Source organism: Parvibaculum sp. (assembly GCF_019635935.1).
Taxonomy (GTDB): domain Bacteria; phylum Pseudomonadota; class Alphaproteobacteria; order Parvibaculales; family Parvibaculaceae; genus Parvibaculum.
This window is the reverse complement of sequence record NZ_JAHBYN010000001.1, coordinates 3,150,516-3,177,104: the sequence shown is the minus strand read 5'-3', so window position 1 is coordinate 3,177,104 and position 26,589 is coordinate 3,150,516. Positions and strand designations below refer to the sequence as shown.

The window sequence follows — 26,589 nt, the reverse complement described above, 5'->3', positions numbered from 1 at the left end:
TTACACTTTCAGCCGGTAGCCGGTCTTGAAGATGTAGACCAGCCCCGCAATGCATAGCGCGAGGAAACCGAACGTCATGGCCAGGCTGATGCCGAGGCCGACATCGCCGCTGCCATAGAACGCCCAGCGGAAGCCACTGATCAGGTAGACCACCGGATTGAAGAGCGTCACCGTCTGCCAGAAGGGCGGCAGCATCGAAATCGAGTAAAAGCTGCCGCCCAGAAAGGTCAATGGCAGGACGATCAGCATGGGGACGAGCTGCAGCCGTTCGAAGCTGTCGGCCCAGACACCGAGAATGAACCCGAACAAGCTGAATGTGAGCGCGGTGAGGACGAGGAAAGACAACATCCAGAAAGGATGCGCGATCTCGTAGTCGACGAAGGCGCGCGCCGTTATCAGAATGATGACGCCGAGTATGATCGATTTCGACGCGGCGGCACCAACATAGCCGATGACGATCTCGAGACCGGAAACCGGCGCCGAGAGAACCTCGTAGATGGTGCCCGAGTATTTCGGCATGTAGATGCCGAAGGAGGCATTGGAAATGCTTTCGGTGAGCATGGTCAGCATCAGCAGGCCCGGGATGATGAAGGCACCGTAGGGAATGCCGTCGATCTCGGTGATGCGCGAGCCGATGGCGGCGCCGAAGACGATGAAATAGAGCGAGGTCGAGATGACCGGCGAGACGATGCTTTGCAGCAGCGTGCGGAAGGTGCGCGCCATTTCGAAGGTGTAGATCGCACGAACGGCATAGAGGTTCATGGCCGCGCCCTCACGAGACTGACAAAAATGTCTTCCAGCGAACTCTGGCTCGTCTGCAAATCCCGGAAGTCGATGCCGAGATCGCCGAGGCGCTTCAGCAACACCGGGATGCCGGTATCCTCGCTCTGGGCATCGAAAGTGTAGACCAGCGCACGGCCGTCTTCCGCAAGATCGAGGCGGTAGCCGTTGAGCCCGTCCGGCACGCGCTCAATTGGCGTTTGCAAGTGCAGGGTCAACTGCTTCTTGCCCAGCTTCGCCATCAGTGCGTGCTTTTCCTCGACCAGTACGATCTCTCCGTTGCTGATGACACCGATGCGATCGGCCATTTCCTCGGCCTCTTCGATGTAGTGCGTCGTCAGGATGATTGTCGTGCCGTTTTCGCGCAGATGGCGGACCATCTCCCACATGTCGCGCCGCAATTCGACATCGACGCCGGCGGTCGGCTCGTCGAGGAACAGGATTTCCGGTTCGTGGCTCAGCGCCTTGGCAATCATCACGCGGCGCTTCATGCCGCCCGAGAGCGTCATGATACGGTCGTCCTTTTTGCTCCAGAGCGACAGGTCGCGCAGCAGCTTTTCAATGTAGCCGGGGTTCGGCGGCTTGCCGAAAAGGCCGCGGCTGAAGGTTACTGTCGCAAGTACGCTTTCGAAGCCGTCTGTCGTCAGCTCCTGCGGCACGAGGCCGATCAGCGAGCGGGCGGCGCGAAAATCGCGGAGGATGTCGTGACCGCCAGCCAGCACGCGCCCGCCGCCCGGATTGACGATGCCGCAGACAATGCTGATCAGCGTCGTCTTGCCGGCACCGTTCGGCCCCAACAGCGCAAAAATTTCACCTTTTCGGATTTCCAGGTCGACGTTCTTCAAAGCCTGGAAACCGCCGGCATAGGTTTTCGAGAGATTGACGATGGAAATAATGGGCTGCATGGGGGAGCGGCTTCCGACTCACATGATCGACTTGCGGTGGGCCCCGGAAGATGGGCCCTCCGGATCCGATTTTCAACGAAGGTTTTCTCAGGCTTTGTTGCGCGGGAACACGCTCACGCCGCATAGGCCTGCTTCAACGCTTCGATATCGAATTTCTTCATCTGCATGAAGGCCTTGACGACGCGCTGCGACTTCGCCGTATCGATGTCGAGCAACATTTCAGGCAATAGGGACGGCACAACCTGCCAGGACAGGCCGAACTTGTCCTTCAGCCAGCCGCAGACGCTCTCCTCGCCGCCTTCGGAGAGCTTCGACCAGAAGTAATCGATCTCATCTTGCGTGTCGCAATGGATCTGGAACGAGATCGCCTCATCGAACTTGAAGACCGGGCCACCATTGATGGCGACGAATTTACGGCCTGCGATCTCGAATTCGACCGTCATCACCGATCCGGCCTCGCGGCCATGGATATCGTGTCCTTCCTCGCCATAGCACGTGATCCTGCCCATCTTCGCGTCCTTGAAGACCGACATATAGAACTTCACGGCCTCTTCGGCCTCCGAATCGTACCAGAGGCACGTGGTGATCTCCCGGGCGGGCAGTTTCATCGGAACTTTCCTTCGATACGCTCCAAGAAAGCGGAAGCGCGGACACTACTCCGCCGTGCAGCAGGATATGACATTGCCGGCGTTTTCATACTCATCGTGAAGCTTCACCCAGCTCATGATGCCGTTCTCGTTGCGGCCCTTGGGCACCATGTCGAGGTAGTTGAAGGCGCCGACCACGGTTTCAGTGCCCCGCGCATAGGTCGAATAGGTGTGGAAGATGTCGCCTTCGTCGTTGCGCGCGAAAACACTCATGCCGTGCAGATCCTCAAGGGCAAAGGGGGATGTGCCGTAGTTGTAACCGGCATTTCCGCTTGCCACCTGTTCGGGCGTGAAGGACACGCCGAAATCGTAGTTGAAGGAGGTGCCGTAGGAGGAAACCCAATCGAAGCGCCAGCCCATGCGCCTCTTCACGGCTTCGATCTCGGGCAACGTGGCGCGGGAAATCGCGACGAATGAAAGATCGGCCTGTTCGAAGTGCTGACGCGCCGCGTCCACGTGGTCGGCGCCGAGCGAACAGCCGGGACAGATATGATCGGAGCCCGGCGTCAACATGAAATGCTGGACGATGAGTTGACTTCGCGGGCCGAAGAGTTCGATCAGCCGGCGCTTTCCGGCCGGCGTCTCGAACACGTAGTCCGTTTCCACTTTCACCCAGGGCAGATCGCGGCGCAACGTGGCCACGCGGTCGCGCTCGCGCGTCAGCGCCTTCTCCTCGGCCAGCAGCGCCTTGCGGGCCGAGAGCCACTCGTCGCGAGAGACGATTTTTTGCGGTTCCATCTTCGTCCTCCTCCCGGTTTCAAGATCAAAGATCGACGATCGGCTTGAACCCGCCATACATCATGCGTGTGTGATCGAACGGCATCGGGTGGGGCATCTTCGCGAGGCGCGGATCGGCCATCACTTTCGCGTTGACCTTGTCGCGATGGGCGCGCGACTTGTAGGAAATCCAGGCGAAGACGACAGTCTCCCCCTTTTTCACCTTGATACCCTTCGGGAAGGTCAGCACACCCTTGATGTCGAGGTCCTCGCCGACACACTCCTTGTACTCGAGCGCACCATATTCTATCCAGATCTTGCCGGCCTTGCGCGACATGCGCCTGTAGGCGTCGATGTTCTTCTTCGGAACGGCAAGTACAAATCCGTCAACGTAGGTCATCTAATCTCTCCTCTCTCAGCGCAAAGACACGGCAGCCGGTGCCGGCATCACGCGAAGAATTCTTCCAGCTTGTTGAGCGATCCCGTCCAGCCATGCTCGTGGCCGGCGCGCGACGCTTCGTCGAACAGTTGTTCGTGATGGAGCGTCAGGATCGTTTCGTCGCCATCGGCTTTCAGCGTCACCGTGACCTGCGACTCGCGCTCCGGCGTCGTGATCCATGACCAGCTGAAAACAAGCTTTTCGTTCGGCACCAGTTCGAGATAGGTGCCACCGACCTCATGGCGGTCGCCGGTATTCTCGATCATCACGGCACGGAAGCGGCCGCCGACGCGCGGATCGCACTCGGCCTCCTTCATGACCACGTTTTCAGGCCCGAACCACTGCATCATTTGCGCGGCGTCCGTCCAGGCGGCGTAGACGCGGGCGGGCGAGGCCTTGAGACGCTTTTTGAGGGTGAGGCTCGGCCGCGCCGCGGGAGCGGAATGATCTTGGACGTTGGCGTTGGCGGACATTCGTCTTCCTCCAGAAATGAGGCGAGCCTGTCGAGCGCGCCGGACCAGAAGCGCTGATAGCGGATCAACCACTGCATCGCTTCCTCCATGGGCCCTGCGTTGAGCTCGCAAGTTACGGTGCGCCCGGTTTTGGTTTTCTCGATCAAACCGGCGTCGGACAACACATCGAGATGTTTCATCACGGCGGGCAGCGACATCTTGAACGGCCTGGCGAGTTCGCTCACGGTCAGGGCATCCTCCCCTTCGAGACGGGCGAGCAGCGCGCGTCGCGTGGGGTCGGCGAGCGCCGCGAAGGTCCGGTCGAGAACCGCTTCTTGATACTTAACCATGTAGTAAAGTATTGAGGCGCGCGCCCGCTTTGTCAAGCACTTGGCTGCGTGGACTTTAAAAAAAGAGGCAGGAGACGTTTCCGTCCCCTGCCCTTCGGTCTCGAGCGATTTGCCGCGCGGATCAGCTCGCCAGCTTCAATGGCTGTTCCGGTGCGGGATTTGAGAATTCCATCGCGCTGTCTTCAATGCTGCCGAATTTCAGCGACACGATGTCGAGCGCGTAGTTCTGGTAAAGCTTCCAAGGCGCCTTGGTGCCCTGCTTCGGGAATTCCTCGATCGACCGCTGCACATAACCCGATGTGAAGTCGAGCCACGGCTCTTCTTCAAGCGACGGGTCACTGACGCGCGGCGTCGCCTGCCGAAGGCCGGTCTTTTCCATATGGTTGAGCAGGCGGCAGAGATAGGCGGAGGTCAGGTCCGCTTTCAGCGTCCACGAAGCATTGGTGTAGCCGAAGGCGGAGGCGAGGTTCGGGACGTCGCTGTACATCATGCCCTTGTAGGCAAAGGTCTTCGACAGATCCATTCGCTTGCCGTCGACCGTTACTTCGAGACCGCTCAGCAATTGCAGCTTCAGCCCGGTCGCTGTGACGATGATGTCGGCTTCGAGTTCCTTACCGGATTTCAATTTGATGCCGGTTTCGGTGAAGGTGTCGATATGGTCGGTGACGACCGATGCATCGCCCTTCTTGATCGCCTCGAAGAGATCGCCGTTCGGCACCAGGCACAGGCGCTGGTCCCACGGGTTGTATTTCGGCGTGAAATGCGTGTCGATGTCGTAGTCGGGCCCGAGCTGTTCGCGCACGCCCTTCAAAATGAACTCCTTGGCGCGCTCCGGCTTCTTGCGGCACATGTTGAAGAAATACATGCCGAGAAGTACGTTCTTCCAGCGGGTGATGCCGTAAGCCATCATTGCCGGAAGACGGCGGCGCAGCCAGTTGGCGATGGCGTCTTCCGCCGGGCGCGAGACGACATAAGTCGGCGAGCGCTGCAACATCACGACATGCGCGGCCTTCCTGGCCATTTCGGGCACCAGCGTCACGGCGGTGGCGCCGCTGCCGATGACGACGACGCGCTTGCCGCTGTAGTCGAGATTTTCCGGCCAGAACTGGGGATGGACAATGTCGCCCTTGAAGCGGTCGGCGCCGGCAAATTCCGGCGTGTAGCCCTCGGCGTAATTGTAGTAGCCGCTGCACATGAAGAGGAAATTGCAGCTGTACTGCACCAGTTCCTTTTCCGGGCCGCGCTCGATGTCGACCGTCCAGGTCGCGGTGTCGGTCGACCAGGCGGCGCGTTTCACCTGATGGTGGTAGCGGATGTGCTTGTCGATGCCGTAGTCGCGGGCGGTCTGTTCCAGATAGTTGAGGATCGACGGGCCGTCGGCGATGGCCTTGGCCTCCTTCCAGGGACGGAAGGAAAAGCCGAGCGTGTACATGTCGCTGTCGGAGCGGATGCCGGGATAGCGGAAGAGGTCCCATGTCCCGCCGAGGCGCGCGCGGCCCTCGAGAATGGCGTAGCTCCGGTTCGGGCTGTAGGTCTGCAGGTGATAGCCCGCGCCGATGCCCGAAATGCCCGCACCAACGACCAGCACGTCGTAATGTTCCAAGGCCATTGCCCGTATCCTCACCGGTTTTCTGTTTCTGACAATTTATCAGTTTTGACGACGCAACTTAAGACCAAGCCGCCCTTGCGTCAATCGGCCGGTTGGGGCCGGGCCGCCCGCCGCCGGGCCAATCGCCGCTCCAGACCCGCCCGCAAGCGCCTTTGGCGCTCATGGGTGATGGGGTAGCGCAGGATTATCGCAATGGAAATCAGCCAGAGGACAAGGGGCACGATGCAATACATGGCCAGCAGGGCGAACAGGGCTTCCGGGGTGTTCTCCCTCGTCTGGGCGTTGAAGCCGGCCCAGGCGAGGAGCGGCAAGGCGAGGCCCACGCCCATCGCTTCGAAGGTCTTGCGGACCATGCCGAGAAAGGCGAACAGGAAGGCTGCGCGCGGCTCGCCGCTCTTGATCGTGTCGAGATCCACGACGTCGGCCATGATCGAAGGGCCGAGAATGGGCGCCGCGCCGAGCGCGAGACCCTGCACGATGTTGATTGCGAGCAAACACCAGAAGACCGCATCGGGCGCGACCGGCTTGACCAGATAGATGACGGCCGGCACCAGCGTGAAGGCGAACATCGAGGCAAACCCCGCGATCGCGATGGCGGTGTGCTTGCCCACGCGTCCGCCCATCCAGACCCAGAACGGCGAACCGACGACGCCGGCCAGGAAGAGCACGAAAATCAGGATCGTGCCGGCGGCACCGATTTCCGCCACGTGATCGAAGAAAAAGATGACGACGCCGATATTGATGGAGCCCGCCAGCGCACCGAATATCGAACTGAAAAGTACGATGCGGAACGGGCCGTTCTTCATCGCGACGCGCAGCCCGCGCCGGAACGGAATGGTGTTGGTGACGGGCACTTTCGGCTCCGGCACCGAAGTGAACATCACCAGCGCGCAAAGCGGCAGGAGCCCGGCCGTCAGCCAGCCCAGCACGCCAACGGCGCTACGGCTCGCCGCGCCGCTTTCGGTGTCGCTCACCTCACCGCTCATGTACGCGCCGACAATCGGCGCCGTGATGGCGATCAACAGGCCGACCAGCAGGAAGATTTCGCGGCTGCCGGTGATGCGGTTGCGTTCCTGGTAGTCACCGGAAAGTTCGGCGCCCCAGGCCCCGTAGGGAATGGTGATCAGCGTGTAGCCGAAATAGATCGCCGCGATCCAGATCAGCAGATAGAGGTTCGTGACCTCGCCCTGCGGCACGAAGAGCATCAGCGCCGAAACGACCATCAGCGGCACGCCGGCGGCGACCCAGGGCCGGCGCCGGCCCCAGCGCGTATGCGTGCGGTCAGAGAGGCGGCCGATCAACGGATCGGTGATGACGTCGGTGATGCGAGCCAGCATCAGGATGAAACCGACTGCCGCGAGATCGAGGCCGAGCGTGCTTGAGTAGAAGGGCGGAATGTAGACGGCGACCGGCAGTCCGATGACGGCGAGCGGCATCACCAGCTGGCCATAGGCGACGAGTTGCCATGGCGTCAGCTTCGGTACTGCTTCTCCATCCTTCGGACCCATTCACCCCTCCCCGGGCTTGGCGCCATTAACTAGTAAATGGAGTTTACGAATTAAAGGCGCGGCGCATAGGCTCAATTTGCACTTTTCCCGGTTCAGCCTGCGTTCAGGTTCAAAACGCCATTCTCAACATCAACCGATGGTTCGAGAGGTCGTCGGTTGCGTTTCCCCCGGGCTTTGACGAGTGCGGGAGAGCGTTTGGGCGGCGTCCATTCCGTACCCCGTGGACGCCGCCTTTCTTTTATGCCGCCGCGCTTGTTTTCATGCAGCCGCGCTGGGCCGCGACGACACCCGCGCATGCCAAGCGCGCAGATTGGCCGCGTCGTCCGGCATTTCAAGGCCGGCAAACTTCGCAAAATCCACCGTGCAAAGCGCCGTGACGTCGGCGGCCGAGAATGCGTTGCCGGCAATGAAATCGCGGCCGCCCAGTTCGCGGTCGAGCCAGCGGAAGGCGGCCGCAACCGCTTCACGATTGGACTCGCCGAAATCGTTGAACTGCTTCACGACCTTGGCCGTGAAAGGATGCGCGTGGCGCCAGAAATTTCCGACCGGACCCATCAACACGAATTCGACGCGGCGCAGCCACATGTCGATCTGCGCGCGTTCGAGCGCGGTGCGACCGAAAAGCGGCGGCTCGGGATGAAGCTCCTCCAGATAGCGGCAGATCGAGACACTTTCGGCGATCACATTGCCGTCGTCGAGTTCGAGGATCGGCGTCTGACCGAGCGAGTTCTTCTGCCGGTATTCGTCGGATTTGTGTTCGCGCTTGATCAGCGACACTTCCTCAAGGGGCAGATCGATACCTTTTTCGGCGGCAAAAATGCGGACGCGGCGTGGATTGGGCGCCGGCATGGCGGAATTGTAGAGCTTCATCGGGGTCTCCGTCGTTGCGTTTTCAGATTGGAATTTCAGACGATGAGGCCGATCACCGCGCCCGTCATCGAGGTCGCGAGTGTGCCGGAGACGAGCGCGCGCGGCGCCAGTTCGACGATTTCGGAGCGGCGCGACGGCACGATGGCGGCAAGTCCGCCGATCATGATGCCGACGCTTGCCGGATTGGCGAAGCCGCAAAGCGCATAGACCATGATCAGGCGCGAGCGGTCGCTCAGCGTTTCGCCCGCCTCGCCTGCCAGCGCGAGATAGGCGAGCAATTCGTTGAGGATCGTCTTGACGCCCATGATCTGACCGGCCGCGGCAGCTTCGGATGCCGGCACGCCCATCAGCCAGACCAGCGGTGCGAAAGCCCAACCGAAAAGGCGCTGCAGGCTGAGCGGCGCGCCGAACACATCCGGCAGCAGCGCCAGCAGGATATTGACCAGCGCCACCAGCGCCACCATCACGACCAGCATGGCGATGATGTTGAGCAGCAGATTCAGGCCGTCGAAGGTGCCGCGGGTCAGCGCGTCCATGCTGTTTTCATATTCGACGACCGGCACATCGTCGCCGACGCCTGTGGGTACGCGGCCAGATTCCTCCGGCACCATCAGCCGCGCGATCAACAGCGCGGCGGGCAACGAGATCAGCGAGGCCGTCACAATCTGCCCGAGCGATCCGGGAACGACGGCAGCGATGATGCCGGCATAGAGAAAGAGCACGGTGCCCGCCACCGTCGCGAGGCCGACCGTCATCACCGCGAAGAGTTCGGAACGCGAGAGTTTTTCGAGATAGGGCCGGATCAGAAGCGGCGCCTCGACCATGCCGACAAAGACGTTGGCGGCGGAGGAAAGTCCGACCGCACCGCCGATGCCCATGCTCTTGCGCAGCAGAAACGCAAAGCCGCGCGTCACCGCCGGCAGGATGCGCCAATACCAGAAGAGCGCCGACAAGGCCGACATGAACAAGACCAGCGGCAACGCCTGAAAGGCCAGCACGAAACTGTTTTGCGGATGGGCGACTTCATAAGGCGCATCGCCGCCGCCGAGATAGCCGAATACGAAGCCCGTGCCGGCGCCCGTCGCCGTCATCAACGCCTCGACGACGCCGTTGAGGCCCAGCATGGCATCGCGCATGACCGGGAGCTTCAACAGGGCCAGCGCAAGGGCGAGCTGCAGCGCGATCGCGACAGCGCCATCCTTCAGCAGATTGCCGCCGGCGGCGCGGCGGTTCTCGCTCAGCGCCCAGGCGAGGCCGACAATCACGGCAAGCCCGAGGGCGCTCTGAAGGGACGAAAGGGGCATGAAACGGGCTCTCGGGCGGGTATCCGGCGGGTGCGGCCATCATAAGGTCGGCGGCCGGGCGCGCAACGGCGGCGGCCACGGTTCGGCTGCGTTTCGCTCCCTTGACCCCTGCCCCCCTCTCATGCACAAAGTCCTCCCAGTTTTCGCAAAGACGGCCCATTTCCCCTCCGAAAGAGCGGTGCGGCCTCCTTCCTTCGGCCCCTCAGGCGGCCGGCAGTTCAACTGGAGAATTACCGATGAGCATTCGATTTGACGGCAAGGTCGCCATTGTCACCGGCGCGGGCGGCGGTCTCGGCCGGTCCCATGCGCTGGAGCTTGCGCGGCGCGGCGCCAAGGTGGTGGTGAACGACCTCGGCGGCGACCGGACCGGCGCCGGCGGCTCTTCGGAAGCGGCCAAGAAAGTGGTCGCGGAGATCGAGGCGCTGGGCGGCGAGGCGATCGCCAACGGTTCGTCGGTGACGGACGACGAGGGCGTCGCCAACATGATCAAGCAGACCATGGACAAGTTCGGCCGCATCGACATCCTGATCAACAATGCCGGCATCCTGCGCGACAAGTCGTTCTCGAAAATGGAAATCGCGGACTTCCAGGTCGTCGTCGACGTGCATCTGATGGGCACGGTGAAGCCGACCAAGGCGGTCTGGGAGATCATGAAGGAACAGAACTACGGCCGCATCGTGGTGACTGCTTCCTCGACCGGCCTTTACGGCAATTTTGGCCAGACGAACTACGGCGCGGCGAAGCTCGCCGTTGTCGGCTTCATCAACACGCTGAAGCTCGAAGGCCAGAAGAACAACATCCACTGCAACGCGCTGGCGCCGGTCGCCTATACGCGCATGACGTCGGACCTGATGCCGCCGGAAGCCGAACAGATGCTGACGCCGGACGCCGTGTCGCCGGGCGTGATGTTCCTCGTTTCCGAAAATGCGCCGACCGGCATGATCCTTTGCGCGGGCGCCGGCGTGTTCGCCGCCGCGCGGATGGAAGAGGCCGAAGGCATTTTCCTCGGCCGCGACGGGCTGACGGCCGAGAAGGTCGCCGAGAACTGGGAGAAGATTTCCGACTTCTCGAACGCGACGCCCTTCTTCATGGGCGGCGAACAGACCGGCAAATTCTTCAAGCTGGCGACCGGCGGCAAGTAGGCCTCACGCGCCGAGACAAAAAGATCGAAGGGGAGCCCGTGTGGCTCCCCTTTTCATTTGCGTCAGCCGAGCAACTTTTCCATGCGCCAGACGCGTTGCGGCATACGGCCTTCGACGGTGCCGATGTCGGTATCGTGTTCGCGGGCGACCGACCAGCCGTGCTTCTCGTAGAAACGCCGCGCACGGTCGTTTCCGACCTGGCATTGCAGCCAGATGCGGCTGTGCCCCGCATTTCGCAATTGCTCTTCGGCCGCGGCGAGTGCGCGCGCGGCCACGCCTTTTCCGTGCCAGGCCGGCAGCACAAAGACCTGGCCGATACCATCGCCATTCCAACCTGCGAAGCCGACGATATCGCCGTCGACGCAGGCGACAACGCAATCGGGCAAGGTCGTTGCCATGCGCGGCTCGAAGAAGGAGAGCGGGCGCAGCGCCGCGACTTCGGGCGACAGATGCGCGTGGCCCGCATGCCAGCCATCGTGCCAAACGCGCGCGAGCGCCGGAATGTCTCCGGCGCTCGCGGGTCTGATCGTTATGTCGCCGGCAGCGCTCAAAGGCCGAGCACGGCCTTCGCCATGATGTTGCGCTGAACCTCGTTCGATCCTGCGTAGATCGACGCCTTGCGCAGCGAGAAGTAGTAAGGCGCCGTCGTCATCGCATAGTCGGGACCGATATTGGGTTCGTTGGTCTCGATCATGCCGTCCTCGACGAAGGGGATGGTGTAGAAACCGACCGCTTCGACCGCGAGTTCGGAAATCGCTTGCTGAATTTCGGTACCGCGGCATTTCAACAGCGAGGATTCCGGTCCGACATTGCCGCCGGTCGAGAGCGCCGAGAAGATGCGCAGTTCCGTGAACTCCATCGCGGTGATCTGCGCTTCGATGTCGGCGATCTTGGCGCGGAAACCCGGATCGTCGGCCAGCGTCTTGCCGCCGACTTTGGTGTCGGCGGCGATCTTTTTCACCTTGCCGATGGCGCGGGTGAGGCCGGCCGAATAGGGATTGCCGCGCTCGAATTCGAGCAGGTACTTGGCGTAGGTCCAGCCCTTGTTCTCCTCGCCGACCCGGTTTTCGATCGGCACTTTCACGTCGGTGAAGAAGACCTGATTGACTTCCTGATGCGGCGCCGGCGTGCCGTCGAGCAGCACCAGCGGCTCAACCTTGACGCCCGACGTCTTCATATCGATCAGCAGGAAGGAAATGCCCTCCTGGGGCTTGCCTTCCTTCGAAGTGCGGACGAGACAGAAAATCCAGTCGGCCCATTGCGCGACCGACGTCCAGATCTTCGAACCGTTGACCAGATAGTGATCGCCCTTGTTCTCGGCTTTCGTCTGCAATGAGGCCAGATCGGAACCGGCGCCCGGCTCGGAGTATCCCTGACACCAGAGCACGTTGGTTTCGAGGATGTCGGGCAGGAAGCGCTTCTTCTGTTCGGGCGTGCCGAACTTCATGATGACCGGCGCCACCATGGTCGGCCCGAAGGGAACCGTGTGCGGCACACCGGCGCGGCCCATCTCGACGTCGAAAATGTATTTCTGCGAGGCGGTGAAGCCCGGTCCGCCATATTCCGTCGGCCAGTTCGGCGCGAGCCAACCCTTCTTCGCCAGCGCCTTCTGCCACTGCACATGGCTTTCCTTGTCGATATAGCCATGTTTCGAGCGTGCGTGCTTCGCACGCATCGCGGGCGTGTAGCTCTCCTCGATGAAGCTGCGGACTTCCTTGCGGAACGCTTCGTCTTCCTTGCTGAACGACAGATCCATGATGTTTCCCGTTTACACCTTGTCGAGGAAGAGCAGCGTCGGCGCACCGCCCAGAACGGCGCCCAGCGACGGGCCGGCGGCGCGGAAATATTCCGTCTTGCCATGCGCGTCGAGGTCGGCCTGGGAGGCATATTGCTCCATCACGACATAGGTCGAGGCTTCGGATTTCGATTTGAAGAAGTCGTATTGCAGGCAGCCCTTCTCATTGGACTTCACCTTGTCGCGCAGGGCGGCGAAGACTTTTTCGAACTCTGCTTCCTTGCCCGGCTGCACTTTCAGGGTCGCCACGACGCCAATGACACTCATGTTTCGCTCCCGTTTTCAGATTGCATGCCTTGTTGTTGCCGGGACTTTAGGGGTAAAGCCCCGCTGCATCAATCGCCACACGGCCCACGCCTGTTCGCGGAGCGCGGCCGCGCTGTTCAATTTCGAACCCTTCATTCGCCCTTGTAGGACGGCGGGCGCTTGTCGAAAAAGGCGTCCAGCGCCTCGCGGTGATCCTTCGTGTGGTGGGCCAGCGCCTGCATGGAGGCCGAGAGCTCCATTACATTGTCGAAGGAGGTCAGCATGCCCTGCCGCAGCAATTGCTTGGTCATGCGCAAAACGTCCGGCGGCTGGTTGCAGATTTTCGCCGCAACCTCATTGGCACGGTCCATCAGCGCGGCGGCCGGGACCACTTCCGAGACGAGGCCCCAGTCCTTCGCGGTCGCCGCATCGATCGTGTCGCCGGTGTAGAGAAGCTCGGAGGCGCGGGCCATGCCGATGATGCGCGGCAGCAGCCAGGCGCCACCATCGCCGGGGATGAGGCCGATCTTCAGGAAGGTGGCGCCGAAGATCGCGCTGTCGGCGGCGATGCGCGTGTCGGCGAGACAGGCGACATCGTTGCCGAGGCCGATGGCCGGCCCGTTGACCGCTGCAATGACCGGCACCTCGATGCCCCAGACGGATTTTACGATGCGGTGGATGCCGTTGCGGTAGCGCTCGCGGATATGGACGCCGGGACCGCCGAAGCCGTCGCCGCCTTCACGCATCGCCTTCACATTGCCGCCGGCCGAGAAGGCCTTGCCGGCGCCGGTGAGGATCACGCAGCGCACGCCCCTGTCGGCATTGATGCGGGCAGCGGCGGCCGTGAAATTGTCCGCGTCCTCCGGCGCGCCCAGCGGGTTGCGGCTCTCGGGCCGGTTGATCGTCAAGGTCACGACCGGGCCGTTCTTTTCGAAAATCAGGGGATCACTCATCGCTGGATTGCCTCTTTCCTGTGCATTGCGCCTGCCTGAAGGACAGATTCTCTTGTTTGGACACCATTATCAGCGCCACGAGAATATCGCGGCATACGGCCAGATTATGCCGTTTTAACCAAGGTTCGGAAAACCTTATTAAGACTTTTGACGGAGGCTAACACATACAGAAATCGAGACGGCCGGGCGGTCGTCCGAGGCAAATGGTGGACCGGCCGAAAAGCCGGAAGGGCACTCAGATGGCATTGGGAGAAACGTCTCGGGAGCGTCAGGCGCCAATGCGCGGTGCCGGCGAACAGCCGGGATGGTCGCAACGCCTGATCATGGCCCTCGGTTCGCGGCAGGCCAACGGGCAGCCGCTCAGCCCCGAAACGCGGCTCGAACAGCTCAAGATGCTGATCGAAAGCCAGCGCATGCCGATGCCCTATTCCTTCCCCGTGCTTGTCGGTCTGTTTGCCTTGTGTTTCGTCGACTCCATCGCCTGGCATTGGCTTGCCATTCCCGTCGCGCTCATCTTTGTGGCGAACTGGCTGAACCGCAAAAACATGGATGCATTCGCGGTCGCCGATCCCGGACCCGAGGATGTCAGCCGCTGGGAGCGGCGCTCCATTCTCATCACCGTCTTCTTTGCCCTCAGCACTGGCTCCATCGCCATCTTCTTCTGGGTGCCCGACGATCCGGTGAAGCAGGCTTACGTGCTGACGGCGCTCATCATTTCGCTTGCGCCGGTGGCGCTTATCACGTCGTGCTCCATGCCGAGCTTCTACGCCGCAACCATGCCGATCGTCCTCATTGCTGCGGCGCGGCTCTTCCTCTCGGGTGAAATCCTGCCCATCGCTCTCGGCGGCGTGCTGCTGATCTTCGCGGTTCTGCTTTCGCAGCTCACGACGCGGCTCAACGGCATCATGATGCATTCGATCACGCTGCGCGAAGACAAGAGCGGCCTCATCGAACAGCTTTTCAAGGCCAAGCGCGATTCCGATGCGGCCCGCGCGCGCGCCGAGGAAGCCAACCGCGCCAAGTCGCATTTCCTTGCCAATATGAGCCATGAGTTGCGCACGCCGCTCAACGCCATCATCGGTTTTTCCGAAGTGATGTCGTCGGAGATTTTCGGCAAGCATGCGGTGCCGACCTACAAGGAATATGCAAACGACATCAACCGGTCCGGCCAGCATCTGCTCGGCCTTATCAACGACGTGCTCGACCTGTCGCGTATCGAAGCGGGCCGCTTCCAGATCACCGAAGAGGAAGTGGACATCGCGCAACTGGCCGACGATTGCCGCCGCATTCTGGAAATCAGGGCACAGGGCCAGCGCGTCACCATCGTCGAAGAGTATGAGCCGAACCTGCCGATCTTCTATGGCGATGCACGCGCCATGCGCCAGACCTGGATCAACCTGCTGACCAACGCGATCAAATTTTCACCGCCGGGCTCCGAGGTGAAGATGTTTGCGCGGATGGAGCCCAACGGCGAGATGCGCTTCGGCGTTCACGACAACGGACCGGGCATTGCCGAGTCGGAGATCGACAAGGTGCTGCACGCGTTCACGCAGGGCGCATCCGGACTTGCCCAGCCCGGCAAGGGCAGCGGCCTCGGGCTTTCGATCGTGAAAGGCCTGCTCGCCGTTCACGGCGGACGTTTCGAGCTGAAGAGCAAGCTCGGCGAAGGCACGCAGGCCGAATGCGTGTTGCCGCCGCAGCGGCTGCGTCAGAACGTGTCGATGGCGAAGCGCGCGTCCTGACACCCTCAAATTTCGCAAAACAGAAAAGGGCCGCTTGCGCGGCCCTCTGACTGTCCGTTTCCGGGGAACCTATGCGGCTTCGGAATAGCGCTTCAGCTGGTGGTCGACATTGCCGAACTGGGTGTCGATCATCGTCAGGCGCTTGAAGTAGTGGCCGACATTGAGTTCGTCGGTCATGCCCATGCCGCCGTGAAGCTGCACGGCCTGCTGACCAACGAAACGCCCGGCCTTGCCGATCTGCACCTTGGCGCCGGCGGCGGCCTTGGTGCGCTCCACATCGCTTTCGCCGAGCTTGAGGTTGACCATGTAGGTCATCGACACCGACTGTTCATGGGCCATGAACATGTCGACCATGCGGTGCTGCAGCACCTGGAACTTGCCGATCGGAACGCCGAACTGCTTGCGCGTCTTGCAGTATTCGACGGTGGCCGTGTTGAGCTCCTTCATGCAACCGATGGCTTCGGCCGAGAGCGCGGCAATCGCCTCGTCGGTGATTTTCTCGACGAGGGGCAGGCCCTTGCCTTCGGCGCCGATCAGCGCGTCGGCGCCGACCTTGACGTTTTCGAAGGTGATTTCGGAGGCGCGGCGGCCATCGACCGTCGGATAGTCGCGGGTCGAAACGCCGGCCGCCGACTTGTCGACGATGAAGACCGAGACGCCGTCGCGATCACGCTGGCCGCCGGAGGTGCGCGCCGTCACGATCAGCTTCTGCGCCCAGGGCGCGCCGAGCACCACGGCCTTGTAGCCGTTGATCGTGTAGCCCGAACCGTCCTTCTTCGCGGTCGTGGTGAGGTCTGCCAGGTTGTAGCGGCCCTGCGGCTCGGCATAGGCGAAGGCCCAGACCGTTTCGCCGCCGACGATGCCGGGGATCAGCGCTTCCTGCTGTGCCGCCGTGCCGCCTTCGCGCAGGAAGCCGCCGGCGATGACCACGGTTTCGACATAGGGCTCGACCACGAGGTGGCGGCCGAACTCTTCCATGACGATCATGTTTTCGATGGCGCCGCCGCCGAGGCCGCCCAACTCTTCAGAGAAGGGCGCAGCGAGAAGGCCGAGCTCGGCGAATTGCGCCCACATCTCGGGACGCCAGCCATCGGCGGTCTTCGTCACCTTGCGGCGCGTGTCGAAGTCGTATTTGTCGGCCAGCAGGCTCTGCACCGTGTTGCGCAGCAGCGTCTGTTCCTCAGTGAACGAAAAATCCATCTCGTGACCTTCCCCTTGATGTTTCTTCGGTGCTGCCGGCGCTTAAAGGCCGAGCACCATTTTTGCGATGATGTTGTGCTGGATCTCGTTCGACCCGCCATAGATCGAGGTCTTGCGCATGTTGAAATAATCCTGCGCGGTGCCGGTGCTGTAGTCGGGGCCCGGCACGAATTCGTTGCCGGTCGCTTCCATGCGCGGCGCCTGCACCATCGCGTAGTTGCCGACGGCCTCGACCGCAAGCTCGGTGATGCGCTGCTGGATTTCGGTGCCCTTGATCTTCAGGATCGAGGCTTCGGGTCCGGGACCGCGGCCTTTGCTCTCGGCGGCAAGCGTGCGCAGCTCGGTCACTTCGAGGGCCGAGAGGTCGATTTCGAGCTCGGCGACCTTGCGCGAGAACTCATCGGTCTTCATCAGCGGCGCGCCGTCGATCAGTTCGGCATTGGCGATGTTCTTCAGCCGCTCGATCGCCTTTTTGGAGCGCGCGACGCCGGCGATGCCGGAACGTTCGTTGCCGAGCAGGAACTTCGCATAGGTCCAGCCCTTGTTTTCCTCGCCGATCAGGTTTTCGGCCGGCACCTTGACGTCTTCGAGGAAGACTTCGTTGACCTCATGCGCGCCGTCCATCGTGATGATCGGACGGACGGTGATGCCCGGCGTCTTCATGTCGATCAGCAGGAAGGAGATGCCCTCCTGCGCCTTGGCGTTCGGGTCGGTGCGGACGAGGCAGAACATCCAGTCGGCGAATTGCGCCAGCGTCGTCCAGGTCTTGCCGCCATTGACGATGTAGTGGTCGCCGTCCTTTTCGTTTTTGGCACGCACCGCCTTGGTGCGCAGGCTGGCGAGGTCGGAACCGGAACCCGGCTCCGAATAGCCCTGACACCACCAATCGTCGCCGGAAAGGATGCCGGGCAGGAAGCGCTTCTTCTGTTCCTCGTTGCCGAAGGTGTAGATCACCGGGCCGACCATCGAGAGACCGAAGGGAAGCAGCGGCGAAGTTTCGGCGCGCGCATTCTCTTCGTTCCAGATGTAGCGCTGGGTGATCGTCCAGCCGGTGCCGCCATATTCGACCGGCCAGTGCGGCACGATCCAGCCCTTCTTGTAGAGGATGCGGTGCCAGCGGAGGATGTCTTCCTTCGACATCTCGCCGCGCGAGCGCCGCGCGCCGCCTTTCAGTTCCTGCGGGTAGTTGCTGGCGATGAATTCGCGAACCTCGTCGCGGAAGGCGAGCTCTTCGGGGGAAAAGCGCATATCCATAGGTCAACCTCCATAGTGGCGGCGCGCGGGGGGTCTTCGCCTCCCGCGCTTCACGCCGGCTTATTCGTATTCAAGGTCCGGTGCCGCCCGTGCCGGAGGGTTTGACCCCCCGCCGATCCCGCGTGCCGAGACGCTATTTTGGCGGTGATAATAGTCGCAAAGGCCCCTGTTGCAAGGGTGTGGACGGTATGTGGCGAACGGGGCGCTGTTCGGTTTTGAACGAAGGCGCGGGCGGGCGGCGGGCTCAAAGCTGCGCCTGCGTCGCCATGCCGCCATGCACGGCAAGCGCCGATTTGACGAGGCCGATGGCGAGTGCTGCCCCTGCCCCTTCCTCGAGCGCGATGCCGGTTTCGAGGAGCGGCGTCTTGCCGATGGCTTCGAGCAGCCGGGCATGGGCGGGCTCGCCGCTCGCATGGGCGGCCAGGCAATGGTCGAGCGCACCGGGCGCCAGCCGGTGGAGAACGGCGGCGGCCGCGCAGGCGACGAAGCCGTCGAGCAGGACCGGAATGCGCTGGTAGCGGGCGGCGAGGATCGCGCCGGCGATGGCCGCGAATTCGCGGCCGCCGACGCGGCGCAGCGCCTCGAGCGGGTCGGAGAGATGACCTTCGTGCTGCGCGAGGGCGGAGGTGACCGCCTCCGCGCCCCAAGCCGATCCGTCCGTCCAGTCATCCGGCGCGCCGCCGAGAAGCGCGCAGGCGAGCGTTGCCGCGACCGTGCGGTTGCCCTCCCCGGCCGCGCCGACGCAGAGGAGATCGGTGCCGCCGGCAATCGCCTCCATGCCGAAGGCCATGGTGGCCGCACATGCGGCTTCGGAGAGCGCGGCATCGACGCGGATGTCGGGTGTCGGCATGTCGAGGGCGAGATCGAAGACCTTGAGGCCCGCATCCGTTTGAAGCGCAATCTGGTTCACTGCCGCGCCGCCTGCCGCATAAAGCTCGACGAGACGATGGGTCGCGTGCGCATCGGCACCGGGCATGGCGGCGGCAAGACCGTGCGTCGCGGCGAAGATCGCGACCAGCGGCCGTGTGACGGCGGGCTTCGGACTGGCAGCCCAAGCGGCCATCCATTCGGCGATTTCGGCGAGGCGGCCGAGCGAGGCTTCCGGCGCCGCGAGATCGCGCGTTCGCGCCCGGGCCGCCGCGCGCGCCGCCTCGTCCGCCTGCGGCAGGCCGGCCAGCAGGTTGCGGATGTCGTCGAAAGGCAGGCCGGTGGCGGCGCGGGTCATCGAAACCTCGTTGACCGTTTGAATTCGGTTCGTGGGCTCTATACTCCGTCGCATCCGCGCCCGGAACCCGGAAAAGCGATTTGACCTATTCGAAGCCGATCAAAAGCCCCTGTCTCAGCATTTGCGCCGTCGACGGCCGCGCCAATGCCTGTGTCGGCTGCGGGCGGACGCTGAAGGAGATCGCCGGCTGGTCGGGCATGAGCGACACGGCACGGGACGACGTGCTCCGGCAATTGCCATCGCGCATCGCGGCGCTGGGCGAGAAGGCGAGCGCCCCCGAAGAGGCTCTGACAAAGATCGCCGAAGTGCTCGGCTAGAAATGCGATGCACCGAAAGCGCCGCGAAGCGAGGCTTCCGGCGTTTCGGCACTTGAACCTTGCGAACCTTCGACAAGTTGAAGGATGCGCGGAGCGGCGGCGACGCCGCCTTGGTTTTGTGTATGGCGGGATTGCGTCCTCATCCGACGCTCCGCGCGCAGCGATTTCTGGATCGTCCTGCCCAACCCAGCGGTGCTCCGGCTTTTATCGGCCGGCCGCTTGCGGATCGTAGTGTCCGCTCCACCATTCAGATCCTCCCGGGACGCACGGTCCGTTACTCCGCGCGGCGCGGGACGCCACTTCCCTCTCCACGCGACCGGTCGTCCGGAAGCGCCCTTCGGTGGAGCGAGATGAACCTAATATGGGGGCCGTTCTGAGGGTGGGGATAAGTTTATTTTCGGGGGATGGTGCGCTTCAAACCTTCTTCAGAAACTCGGTCTTGAGAACGAGGCCCTTCACTTTTTCAGCGTTGCACTCGATCAGGCCCGCGTCACCGGTGAGGCGGATGTTCTTCACGACCGTGCCGCGTTTCAAGGTGACGGATGTGCCCTTCACCTTCAGGTCCTTGATGACCATGACGCTGTCGCCGTCGGCAAGCGCGTTGCCGTTGCTGTCTTTTGTTATGTCTGTCACGAGACGCCGCCTGTTCGAGGGGTTGAAAGGCCCTCTTTAAGCGCCCGCCGCGCCTACTGCAACGATCAACCCACATCCTTTTTGGTGCGGGCGTTGAGCGGGTCGCGCTTCAGGATGCGGCCTTCCAGCGCCCCAAGCCAGTCGAGGCCTTCGCGCAGGCGCACGACGTCGCCGATGACGATGATGGCGGGGGCCTTGAAGTCGGCGCGGGCGACATCTTCGGCTGCCGTGCCGAGTGTCGTTTCGAGCACCGACTGATCCTTCAGCGTGGCGTTGCGCACCAGCGCGACGGGCTCGCCGGCGCGGCGGCCGTTTTCGATCAGCAGTTGCGCGATGGCGCCGAGATGCGAGAGCGCCATGTAGAGGACGATGACGGGCGAGCCCTTGGCGATCGACGGCCAGTCGAGATTTTCAGGGACCGCGCCGCCCGCCATGTGGCCGGTGACGAAGGTGACGGCGTGGTTGATGTCGCGGTGGGTGACCGGGATGCCGGCATAGCCGAGGCCGCCGACGCCGGCGGTGACGCCGGGCACGAGGCGGAAGGGGATGCCGGCATCGACCAGCGCCAGCGCTTCCTCGCCGCCGCGGCCGAAGACGAAGGGATCGCCGCCCTTGAGGCGCAGTACACGCTTGCCCCGGCGGGCGAGCTCGATGAGCCTTGCCGAGATGTCGCGCTGTTTCGGGCTCGGCTTGCCGCCGCGCTTGCCGGAATATTCGAGCTTCGCGCGCGGGTTTGCGAATTGCAGAACGGCTTCGTCGACCAGCGCGTCGTAGACCACGATGTCGGCCTGCTTCAGCGCGTTGAGCGCGTGGAGCGTCAGGAGGCCCGGATCGCCCGGTCCGGCGCCGACCAGCCACACCCAGCCGGGCTCGAAGACCGGCAGCGCCAGCGCCGCCGCCGCGTCGCCCGCGACGTTCGGCACCCGCTTCGACTTCCGGTTCCCGGTCAGGGATATGACTTTTCGCTCGGTCATTTCACGTATTTTATTTGGTGTTTATCTTTCAAGGCAATCGTAGCATGTAAATAAGAGTTTGTCGCGACCGCGCCAAGGCCGGGATTACGGATTTCTCACACGATCCGCCCTACATTAGCACCATGAGACAGAACAACTGGACATGGGCGGCACTGCTGCTGCTCGGGCTTGTGGCGCTGCTGCTCTTCCTCAACAGCCGCTTTCCGGGCGCGCTGCAGGGCGAGGACGCGCAGATGCGGCTCGTGCACAGCCTGTTGCTGCTGGCGCTGGTGGGCGGCAGCGTGGTGTTGGGGTGGCGGGAACGCGCCGGCCTGGCGCTCAAACAGGCGCTGATCTGGATCGCCATCGCGCTGGCGCTGGTCGTCGGATACAGCTACAGCGACGTTTTCAGCGACATGGGTACGCGGACGCGCACCGCGCTTGTGCCCTCGGCGCCGGTGGCGAGCGAGCCCGGCACGGCCTATCTGTCGCGCAACATGTCCGGGCATTTCCATGCCGACGGGCTCGTCAACGGCACGCATGTGCGGTTCATGGTGGATACGGGCGCCAGCGACGTGGCGCTGAGCGCGGGCGACGCCCAACGTCTCGGGCTCGATCTCGACAGCCTGCGCTATACGACGCCCTATCAGACCGCGAACGGTACGATTTATGCCGCGCGCATTACGCTGGACGAAGTGAGTATCGGCGATGTCCGGCTTCGCAACGTGACCGCCTCGGTATCGCGCGAGGGGCTGGGACAGTCGCTGTTGGGCATGAGCTTTCTCGGACGGCTTTCATCGGTCGAGGTTCGGGGCGAACGGCTGGTGCTGCGCGAATAGCAGGGGGCTGCACCGGCGGCGAAAGCCCGTTATAACCGGCCGCAACGCCCTGCCCCACCCGCCGGAGAGACCATGACGCAGAAGCCCCGCGCCGACCTGAAACCCAACACCGCCGATTTCGAGAACCTGGCGCTCGTTTCGCCCAACGGGTTTCGCGAATACGACGCGCGCTGGCTGTTCGAGAAGGAAATCAATCTCGTCGGCATCCAGGCGCTGGGGCTGGGGCTCGGAACGCTGATCCACGAGATGGGCGTCAGCCCGCGGATCGCGGTCGGTCACGATTTCCGTTCCTATTCGGTGTCGATCAAGCAGGCGCTGATCATCGGGCTGATGAATGCCGGCTGCGAGGTGCATGACATCGGGCTGGCGCTTTCGCCTGTCGCCTATTTCGCGCAGTTCGATCTCGATGTGCCCTGCGTCGCGATGGTGACGGCGAGCCACAATGAGAATGGCTGGACCGGCGTGAAAATGGGCGCGCAGCGGCCGCTGACCTTCGGGCCCGACGAGATGACGCGGCTGAAGGAGATCGTGCTGGGCGGCCTCGGGCAACCGCGCGATGGCGGGCGCTACATTCGCGTGCCCGACATGGCGGACCGCTATATCGCCGATCTGACCAATAGGCCAAAGCTCAAGCGTCGGCTGAAAGTCGTCGCGGCCTGCGGCAACGGCACGGCGGGCGCCTTTGCGCCGCAGGTGCTGGCCGGGATCGGCGCCGAGGTGATCCCGCTCGATTGCGATCTCGACTGGACCTTTCCGCGCTACAACCCGAACCCCGAAGACATGGAAATGCTCCATGCGCTGCGGGACAAGGTGCTGGAAACCGGCGCCGATGTCGGCCTCGGCTTCGACGGCGACGGCGACCGCTGCGGCGTCGTGGACGATACGGGCGAGGAAATTTTCGCCGACAAGGTGGGCGTGATGCTGGCGCGCGACCTTTCCGCGCAACACGCGAACGCGCAATTCGTCGTCGACGTCAAATCGACCGGGCTTTTCCTCACCGATCCGGTGCTGATCGCCAATGGCGCGAAGACCGACTACTGGAAGACCGGACACTCCTATATCAAGCGCCGCGCGCATGAGCTCGACGCGCTGGTGGGCTTCGAGAAGTCCGGCCACTACTTCTTCAATCCGCCGATCGGCCGCGGCTATGACGACGGGCTGGTTTCCGCCATCGCGATTTGCGACATGCTGGACCGCAATCCCACGAAGAAGATGTCCGACCTGCGCGAGGCGCTGCCGAAGACCTGGGGCTCACCGACGATGTCGCCCTTTTGTCCCGACGAGAAAAAGTACGAAGTCGTGGAGCGGATGGTGAAGCTCTTTTCCGGCATGGCCGAGAAAGGCGAAAAGCTCATCGGCCAGAAAATCCGCGACACCGTGACGGTGAACGGCGTGCGCGTGACGGTGGAAGACGGGACATGGGGGCTGGTGCGCGCCTCGTCGAACAAGCCGGGGCTCGTGGTCGTGGTCGAAAGCCCGGCGTCGGAAGCCAACATGCGGGCGATGTTCGCCGAGATCGACAAGCATCTCTCGGCACAGCCGGAAGTCGGCGAATACGACCAGAAAATCTGACACTCAGACCTTGCGGACCGGTCCGCGGGAACGCACAAAATGTCCGACGCGCAAAACGAAGCCCTGATCGACGCCGTCGACGCGCTGCTGCCGGCGCTTTTGCAGGCGCTGGAGGCGCTCTCGTTCATTGCGCGGCATCTGCATCCGCCATTGATCGGGGAACTTGTCGAACAGATGGGGCCGGTCGAGGCACGGCTTGCGGAAACGCGGGCAGGATTCGACGCGGCGGTGTGGCCGGAACATCTCGTTGCCTTCCGCGATCATGTGCAGGGCGCCGCAGAGGCGGCGCGGATAGCTTTCGAGGCGTTGCGCGCCGCGAGCGAGGCGGCACCGGAAGCGGGTGGGCCTGTGTTCGGCGCCTATCGGGCGCTGCGCTACCTGCCGCGGGCGATGGAGAGCCTTTATCCCGTCAGCGCGATGCTGCCGCCGGTCAGCCGGTTTTTCCTCAACGAGACGAAGCGCGACGACGCGGCGCTGGTGGAGGCACTTGCAGATGGTGCGACGCGCGAGGGAACCGGCGTTCATCATTTCGGCAACGAGAAAGGACAGCGCGGCGGCTTCTCGCTTTATGTGCCGGAGACATATGACGCGGCGCGACCGCATCCGCTGATCGTCGCCTGCCATGGCGGCAGTGGGCACGGGCGCGGCTTCCTGTGGAGCTGGCTTCGCGACGCGCGCTCGGCGGGCGCGATCCTGCTGTCGCCGACATCGCTCGATGCCACATGGTCGCTGATGGAGCCGGAGCAGGACCGCGCCTCGCTGGCGCGAATGATGGCGCATGCGGGCGAGCGCTGGAACATCGACGCGAGCCGCATATTGCTCACCGGCATGAGCGACGGCGGCACCTTCACCTATCTCGCGGGGCTCGGCGGCGGACCCTTCACGCATCTCGCGCCGATGTCGTCGGCGTGGCATCCGATGCTGATGGGCATGGCCGATCCGGCGCGCATTGCGGGGCTGCCCGTCTATATCGTGCATGGCGCGCGCGACTGGATGTTCGCGGCCGACATGGCGCGGCTCGCCAACGCCGAACTTTCGGCGGCCGGCGCGCGGGTCACCTATCGCGAGATCGGCGACCTGTCGCACACCTATCCGGCGGAAGAGAATGCGCGCGTGATCGACTGGTTTCTCGGTTAGCCGAAGAGCCGATAGAACATTTGTAATGAGGTCAGCGCGAGGAAGAGCGCGAAGGCGCGGATCAACGCCTTGTGGCTGATCGCATGGGCAATCGTCGCGCCCCACGGCGCGGCGAGGATCGAGAGCGGCATGATGAGCGCGAGGCCGATCAAATTGACATAGCCGATGCTGAATGGCGGCAGGCGCGGATCGTTCCAGCCGGCCCAGACGAAGCCGATCATCGCCGGCACCGCGATCAACACGCCGAGACCGGCCGAGGTCGCCACCGCTTCGCGCGGGTTCTTGCCGTAGAGCGTCATGAAGGTGACGCCGAATGTGCCGCCGCCAATGCCCATCAACGCAGAGAGACCGCCGATGGCGGCGGCCACCGGATATTGCACCGCCTTCGAGGGGAGTTGCGATCCGAGGCGCCAGCTTTCCTTGCCGAAGGCGAGATTGGCGGCAACGACCAGCGCGATGGTGGCGAAGACGCCGGTCAACGCATCGCCGCTGACCCAAGCCGCGACGCCCGTGCCGAGCACGACGCCGGCAAGCACCGGCAGCGCCCAGTCGCGCAGCATCTGCCAGTCGACGACGCCTTTTTGCGCATGGGCGCGCACGGAGCGGATCGAGACCAGGATGATGGTGCCGAGCGACGTGCCGACCGCAAGATGCATGCGCACACCTTCGTCGATGCCGAGCAGCGTGAACACATGATAGAGCACGGGCACGATGACGATGCCGCCGCCGACGCCGAGAAGGCCCGCCAGAATGCCCGCGATCAGGCCGGTGAAGACGAGGCCCGCGGCGAAGGGCGCGAGTTCCATCAGCGACATGGCCTCGATGTTCATTTTTGGGTGGCTTCCTGAAAGGCAGAGGAGTGGCAGGCTATTCGGCGGCGGTGAGAATACCGGAAACGGGTTCGCGCACCAGCGCGGCGGCGTCGCGGATGACTTCGACGCCGGCGCCCGCGCGCGGGGCGTTTTCGGAGATGTGACGGCGGAAGGCGCGCGCGCCGGGGCAGCCCTGGAAGAGACCCAGAATATGCCGCGTCATCGCGTGAAGATGGGTGCCGCGCGCCAGCTCGCGCTCGACATAGGGGATGAAACTCTCGATCACATCGTGGCGCGTGGGCACGGGATGGTCATCATCGTAGAAGCGACGATCCGCTTCGGCGAGGATCCACGGGTTCTGATAGGCGGCGCGGCCGAGCATGACGCCATCGACATGGGCGAGATGCGCCACGGCTTCGTCCAGCGTGGCAATGCCGCCATTGATGATGATTTCCATGCCGGGCATGTCGCGCTTCAGTTCATGGACAAGGGGGTAGTCGAGCGGCGGCACGTCGCGGTTTTCCTTCGGCGATAGACCTTCGAGCCAAGCCTTGCGGGCGTGGACGATCAGCGTTTCGCAGCCGGCCTCGCGGACGGCGCGCGCCATGGCCGGCAACGCCTCGCGCGGCTCCTGATCGTCGACACCGATGCGGCATTTGACGGTGACCGGAACGGCGACGCGGACGCGCATGGCCTCGACGCAGCGCGCGACGAGATACGGCTCGCGCATCAGGCAGGCGCCGAAGCGGCCCGACTGCACCCGGTCGGAGGGGCAGCCGACATTGAGGTTGATCTCGTCGTAGCCAAAGCCTTCGCCGATGGCCGCGGCTTCGCCAAGTTCGGCGGGCTCCGAACCGCCGAGCTGGAGCGCCACCGGATGCTCGGCCGGATCGAAGCCCAGCAGCCGCGCGCGGTCCCCATGCAGCACCGCAGCCGTCGTCACCATTTCGGTGTAGAGCAGCGGATGGCGCGCAATCAGCCGCAGGAAGAACCGGTCGTGACGATCGGTCCAGTCCATCATTGGCGCGACGGAGATTGTTTTTGCTTTGTACGTCAACATCTTGTTCAATTCAGGTACGGGCGGCCGTCAAAACGGCGGGATTCCCGTGCTTTCACTGCCGGGCCGTCCCACGTCGGGGACCGCTGACCCTTGCATATCGCGATGGACCGGCCCGGTCGAGGCTTACG

At 63.3% G+C, this 26,589-nt stretch carries 28 protein-coding genes; 6 read left to right on the top strand and 22 right to left on the bottom strand.

Annotated features, from left to right (window positions below):
- The 11 genes from KF719_RS15600 to KF719_RS15550 form a co-directional block, all read right to left on the bottom strand.
- Positions 1-762 carry an ABC transporter permease gene (locus tag KF719_RS15600; RefSeq protein WP_293509903.1) on the bottom strand — a complete coding sequence of 254 codons (762 nt, stop codon included), beginning with the start codon at positions 760-762 and terminating at the stop codon, positions 1-3.
- Positions 759-1,685 carry an ABC transporter ATP-binding protein gene (locus KF719_RS15595; protein ID WP_293509902.1) on the bottom strand — a complete coding sequence of 309 codons (927 nt, stop codon included), beginning with the start codon at positions 1,683-1,685 and terminating at the stop codon, positions 759-761. The genes KF719_RS15600 and KF719_RS15595 overlap by 4 nt, the downstream gene beginning before the upstream one ends.
- Before the next feature lie 113 nt (positions 1,686-1,798).
- Entirely contained in the window at positions 1,799-2,293 is a 495-nt protein-coding gene (locus tag KF719_RS15590) for a VOC family protein (RefSeq protein WP_293509901.1), read from the bottom strand.
- A gap of 45 nt (positions 2,294-2,338) precedes the next feature.
- Complete coding sequence (locus tag KF719_RS15585) at positions 2,339-3,070, bottom strand: thioredoxin family protein (protein WP_293509899.1); 732 nt, start codon at positions 3,068-3,070, stop codon at positions 2,339-2,341.
- A gap of 25 nt (positions 3,071-3,095) precedes the next feature.
- Positions 3,096-3,449: a DUF1428 domain-containing protein gene (locus tag KF719_RS15580; protein WP_293509897.1), complete on the bottom strand. Its 354-nt coding sequence runs from the start codon at positions 3,447-3,449 to the stop codon at positions 3,096-3,098.
- A 47-nt stretch (positions 3,450-3,496) separates the two neighbouring features.
- Positions 3,497-3,838 (bottom strand): SRPBCC domain-containing protein, encoded by a 342-nt coding sequence (locus tag KF719_RS15575; RefSeq protein WP_293509895.1) that lies wholly within the window; start codon positions 3,836-3,838, stop codon positions 3,497-3,499.
- On the bottom strand, positions 3,835-4,326 hold the full coding sequence (locus tag KF719_RS15570; protein ID WP_293509893.1) for a metalloregulator ArsR/SmtB family transcription factor: 492 nt from the start codon (positions 4,324-4,326) through the stop codon (positions 3,835-3,837). The genes KF719_RS15575 and KF719_RS15570 overlap by 4 nt, the downstream gene beginning before the upstream one ends.
- Before the next feature lie 85 nt (positions 4,327-4,411).
- A complete protein-coding gene (locus KF719_RS15565; RefSeq protein WP_293509891.1) occupies positions 4,412-5,899 on the bottom strand; it encodes an NAD(P)/FAD-dependent oxidoreductase in 1,488 nt (495 codons plus the stop codon).
- An 80-nt stretch (positions 5,900-5,979) separates the two neighbouring features.
- Positions 5,980-7,407 (bottom strand): MFS transporter, encoded by a 1,428-nt coding sequence (locus tag KF719_RS15560; protein ID WP_293509889.1) that lies wholly within the window; start codon positions 7,405-7,407, stop codon positions 5,980-5,982.
- Positions 7,408-7,665: 258 nt separating this feature from the next.
- Positions 7,666-8,277, bottom strand: coding sequence for a glutathione S-transferase family protein (locus KF719_RS15555; RefSeq protein ID WP_293509887.1), 612 nt, complete (start codon positions 8,275-8,277; stop codon positions 7,666-7,668).
- 35 nt (positions 8,278-8,312) lie between these two features.
- Positions 8,313-9,581 carry a nucleoside transporter C-terminal domain-containing protein gene (locus tag KF719_RS15550; RefSeq protein WP_293509885.1) on the bottom strand — a complete coding sequence of 423 codons (1,269 nt, stop codon included), beginning with the start codon at positions 9,579-9,581 and terminating at the stop codon, positions 8,313-8,315.
- Between the two features lie 236 nt (positions 9,582-9,817).
- Between KF719_RS15550 and KF719_RS15545 the strand changes: the two genes are divergently transcribed.
- Positions 9,818-10,723, top strand: coding sequence for an SDR family NAD(P)-dependent oxidoreductase (locus KF719_RS15545; RefSeq protein WP_293509883.1), 906 nt, complete (start codon positions 9,818-9,820; stop codon positions 10,721-10,723).
- A gap of 62 nt (positions 10,724-10,785) precedes the next feature.
- Here the strand turns inward: KF719_RS15545 and KF719_RS15540 are convergent, their stop codons facing one another.
- The 4 genes from KF719_RS15540 to KF719_RS15525 form a co-directional block, all read right to left on the bottom strand.
- Entirely contained in the window at positions 10,786-11,274 is a 489-nt protein-coding gene (locus KF719_RS15540; RefSeq protein WP_293509881.1) for a GNAT family N-acetyltransferase, read from the bottom strand.
- The gene (locus KF719_RS15535) at positions 11,271-12,479 is read right to left on the bottom strand and encodes an acyl-CoA dehydrogenase family protein (RefSeq protein WP_293509879.1); all 1,209 of its coding nucleotides are present in this window, start codon (positions 12,477-12,479) and stop codon (positions 11,271-11,273) included. Before KF719_RS15535 ends, KF719_RS15540 begins: the two co-directional genes overlap by 4 nt.
- Before the next feature lie 12 nt (positions 12,480-12,491).
- Positions 12,492-12,785: a putative quinol monooxygenase gene (locus KF719_RS15530; RefSeq protein ID WP_293509877.1), complete on the bottom strand. Its 294-nt coding sequence runs from the start codon at positions 12,783-12,785 to the stop codon at positions 12,492-12,494.
- Between the two features lie 131 nt (positions 12,786-12,916).
- Positions 12,917-13,717 carry a crotonase/enoyl-CoA hydratase family protein gene (locus KF719_RS15525; protein WP_293509875.1) on the bottom strand — a complete coding sequence of 267 codons (801 nt, stop codon included), beginning with the start codon at positions 13,715-13,717 and terminating at the stop codon, positions 12,917-12,919.
- Between the two features lie 278 nt (positions 13,718-13,995).
- On the opposite strand from KF719_RS15525, the gene KF719_RS15520 reads away from it, so the two are divergent.
- Positions 13,996-15,459 (top strand): HAMP domain-containing sensor histidine kinase, encoded by a 1,464-nt coding sequence (locus KF719_RS15520; protein WP_293509873.1) that lies wholly within the window; start codon positions 13,996-13,998, stop codon positions 15,457-15,459.
- Between the two features lie 69 nt (positions 15,460-15,528).
- Here the strand turns inward: KF719_RS15520 and KF719_RS15515 are convergent, their stop codons facing one another.
- The 3 genes from KF719_RS15515 to KF719_RS15505 all read right to left on the bottom strand — a co-directional run bounded on the left by KF719_RS15515 (position 15,529) and on the right by KF719_RS15505 (position 19,138).
- Positions 15,529-16,659: an acyl-CoA dehydrogenase family protein gene (locus KF719_RS15515; RefSeq protein ID WP_293509871.1), complete on the bottom strand. Its 1,131-nt coding sequence runs from the start codon at positions 16,657-16,659 to the stop codon at positions 15,529-15,531.
- Positions 16,660-16,701: 42 nt separating this feature from the next.
- Entirely contained in the window at positions 16,702-17,913 is a 1,212-nt protein-coding gene (locus tag KF719_RS15510; RefSeq protein ID WP_293509869.1) for an acyl-CoA dehydrogenase family protein, read from the bottom strand.
- Between the two features lie 244 nt (positions 17,914-18,157).
- Entirely contained in the window at positions 18,158-19,138 is a 981-nt protein-coding gene (locus tag KF719_RS15505) for a nicotinate-nucleotide--dimethylbenzimidazole phosphoribosyltransferase (RefSeq protein WP_293509867.1), read from the bottom strand.
- Between the two features lie 80 nt (positions 19,139-19,218).
- Between KF719_RS15505 and KF719_RS15500 the strand changes: the two genes are divergently transcribed.
- Complete coding sequence (locus KF719_RS15500; protein WP_293509865.1) at positions 19,219-19,455, top strand: DUF1289 domain-containing protein; 237 nt, start codon at positions 19,219-19,221, stop codon at positions 19,453-19,455.
- Between the two features lie 414 nt (positions 19,456-19,869).
- Here the strand turns inward: KF719_RS15500 and KF719_RS15495 are convergent, their stop codons facing one another.
- Together KF719_RS15495 and cobA are read right to left on the bottom strand one after the other, a co-directional pair.
- Positions 19,870-20,088 carry an alkylphosphonate utilization protein gene (locus KF719_RS15495; RefSeq protein ID WP_293509863.1) on the bottom strand — a complete coding sequence of 73 codons (219 nt, stop codon included), beginning with the start codon at positions 20,086-20,088 and terminating at the stop codon, positions 19,870-19,872.
- 65 nt (positions 20,089-20,153) lie between these two features.
- Positions 20,154-21,062 (bottom strand): uroporphyrinogen-III C-methyltransferase, encoded by a 909-nt coding sequence (gene cobA / locus KF719_RS15490; RefSeq protein WP_293509861.1) that lies wholly within the window; start codon positions 21,060-21,062, stop codon positions 20,154-20,156.
- Between the two features lie 122 nt (positions 21,063-21,184).
- Here cobA and KF719_RS15485 point away from each other — a divergent pair, with 122 nt between their 5' ends.
- From KF719_RS15485 to KF719_RS15475, 3 genes are all read left to right on the top strand, one after another.
- Positions 21,185-21,880 (top strand): TIGR02281 family clan AA aspartic protease, encoded by a 696-nt coding sequence (locus KF719_RS15485; protein WP_293509859.1) that lies wholly within the window; start codon positions 21,185-21,187, stop codon positions 21,878-21,880.
- 72 nt (positions 21,881-21,952) lie between these two features.
- Positions 21,953-23,452 carry a phosphomannomutase/phosphoglucomutase gene (locus tag KF719_RS15480; protein ID WP_293509857.1) on the top strand — a complete coding sequence of 500 codons (1,500 nt, stop codon included), beginning with the start codon at positions 21,953-21,955 and terminating at the stop codon, positions 23,450-23,452.
- 39 nt (positions 23,453-23,491) lie between these two features.
- On the top strand, positions 23,492-24,589 hold the full coding sequence (locus tag KF719_RS15475) for a phospholipase (protein WP_293509855.1): 1,098 nt from the start codon (positions 23,492-23,494) through the stop codon (positions 24,587-24,589).
- Here the strand turns inward: KF719_RS15475 and KF719_RS15470 are convergent.
- Both KF719_RS15470 and dusA read right to left on the bottom strand, forming a co-directional pair.
- Positions 24,586-25,419 carry a sulfite exporter TauE/SafE family protein gene (locus tag KF719_RS15470; RefSeq protein ID WP_293509853.1) on the bottom strand — a complete coding sequence of 278 codons (834 nt, stop codon included), beginning with the start codon at positions 25,417-25,419 and terminating at the stop codon, positions 24,586-24,588. The two genes, KF719_RS15475 and KF719_RS15470, sit on opposite strands and share 4 nt — an antisense overlap.
- Before the next feature lie 37 nt (positions 25,420-25,456).
- Complete coding sequence (gene dusA, locus KF719_RS15465) at positions 25,457-26,461, bottom strand: tRNA dihydrouridine(20/20a) synthase DusA (RefSeq protein ID WP_293509851.1); 1,005 nt, start codon at positions 26,459-26,461, stop codon at positions 25,457-25,459.
- Positions 26,462-26,589 lie beyond the last annotated feature (128 nt).

What these genes read in the sequence shown, in the direction of transcription:
- KF719_RS15590 (WP_293509901.1), bottom strand. Translation starts at nt 2,293, where the DNA reads ATGAAACTGCCCGCCCGGGAGATCACCACGTGCCTCTGGTACGATTCG.
- KF719_RS15475 (WP_293509855.1), top strand. Translation starts at nt 23,492, where the DNA reads ATGTCCGACGCGCAAAACGAAGCCCTGATCGACGCCGTCGACGCGCTG.
- KF719_RS15585 (WP_293509899.1), bottom strand. Translation starts at nt 3,070, where the DNA reads ATGGAACCGCAAAAAATCGTCTCTCGCGACGAGTGGCTCTCGGCCCGC.
- dusA (WP_293509851.1), bottom strand. Translation starts at nt 26,461, where the DNA reads ATGTTGACGTACAAAGCAAAAACAATCTCCGTCGCGCCAATGATGGAC.
- KF719_RS15560 (WP_293509889.1), bottom strand. Translation starts at nt 7,407, where the DNA reads ATGGGTCCGAAGGATGGAGAAGCAGTACCGAAGCTGACGCCATGGCAA.
- KF719_RS15515 (WP_293509871.1), bottom strand. Translation starts at nt 16,659, where the DNA reads ATGGATTTTTCGTTCACTGAGGAACAGACGCTGCTGCGCAACACGGTG.
- KF719_RS15555 (WP_293509887.1), bottom strand. Translation starts at nt 8,277, where the DNA reads ATGAAGCTCTACAATTCCGCCATGCCGGCGCCCAATCCACGCCGCGTC.
- KF719_RS15575 (WP_293509895.1), bottom strand. Translation starts at nt 3,838, where the DNA reads ATGATGCAGTGGTTCGGGCCTGAAAACGTGGTCATGAAGGAGGCCGAG.
- KF719_RS15485 (WP_293509859.1), top strand. Translation starts at nt 21,185, where the DNA reads ATGAGACAGAACAACTGGACATGGGCGGCACTGCTGCTGCTCGGGCTT.
- cobA (WP_293509861.1), bottom strand. Translation starts at nt 21,062, where the DNA reads ATGACCGAGCGAAAAGTCATATCCCTGACCGGGAACCGGAAGTCGAAG.
- KF719_RS15530 (WP_293509877.1), bottom strand. Translation starts at nt 12,785, where the DNA reads ATGAGTGTCATTGGCGTCGTGGCGACCCTGAAAGTGCAGCCGGGCAAG.
- KF719_RS15535 (WP_293509879.1), bottom strand. Translation starts at nt 12,479, where the DNA reads ATGGATCTGTCGTTCAGCAAGGAAGACGAAGCGTTCCGCAAGGAAGTC.
- KF719_RS15565 (WP_293509891.1), bottom strand. Translation starts at nt 5,899, where the DNA reads ATGGCCTTGGAACATTACGACGTGCTGGTCGTTGGTGCGGGCATTTCG.
- KF719_RS15595 (WP_293509902.1), bottom strand. Translation starts at nt 1,685, where the DNA reads ATGCAGCCCATTATTTCCATCGTCAATCTCTCGAAAACCTATGCCGGC.
- KF719_RS15510 (WP_293509869.1), bottom strand. Translation starts at nt 17,913, where the DNA reads ATGGATATGCGCTTTTCCCCCGAAGAGCTCGCCTTCCGCGACGAGGTT.
- KF719_RS15550 (WP_293509885.1), bottom strand. Translation starts at nt 9,581, where the DNA reads ATGCCCCTTTCGTCCCTTCAGAGCGCCCTCGGGCTTGCCGTGATTGTC.
- KF719_RS15580 (WP_293509897.1), bottom strand. Translation starts at nt 3,449, where the DNA reads ATGACCTACGTTGACGGATTTGTACTTGCCGTTCCGAAGAAGAACATC.
- KF719_RS15545 (WP_293509883.1), top strand. Translation starts at nt 9,818, where the DNA reads ATGAGCATTCGATTTGACGGCAAGGTCGCCATTGTCACCGGCGCGGGC.
- KF719_RS15600 (WP_293509903.1), bottom strand. Translation starts at nt 762, where the DNA reads ATGAACCTCTATGCCGTTCGTGCGATCTACACCTTCGAAATGGCGCGC.
- KF719_RS15470 (WP_293509853.1), bottom strand. Translation starts at nt 25,419, where the DNA reads ATGAACATCGAGGCCATGTCGCTGATGGAACTCGCGCCCTTCGCCGCG.
- KF719_RS15520 (WP_293509873.1), top strand. Translation starts at nt 13,996, where the DNA reads ATGCGCGGTGCCGGCGAACAGCCGGGATGGTCGCAACGCCTGATCATG.
- KF719_RS15505 (WP_293509867.1), bottom strand. Translation starts at nt 19,138, where the DNA reads ATGACCCGCGCCGCCACCGGCCTGCCTTTCGACGACATCCGCAACCTG.
- KF719_RS15480 (WP_293509857.1), top strand. Translation starts at nt 21,953, where the DNA reads ATGACGCAGAAGCCCCGCGCCGACCTGAAACCCAACACCGCCGATTTC.
- KF719_RS15525 (WP_293509875.1), bottom strand. Translation starts at nt 13,717, where the DNA reads ATGAGTGATCCCCTGATTTTCGAAAAGAACGGCCCGGTCGTGACCTTG.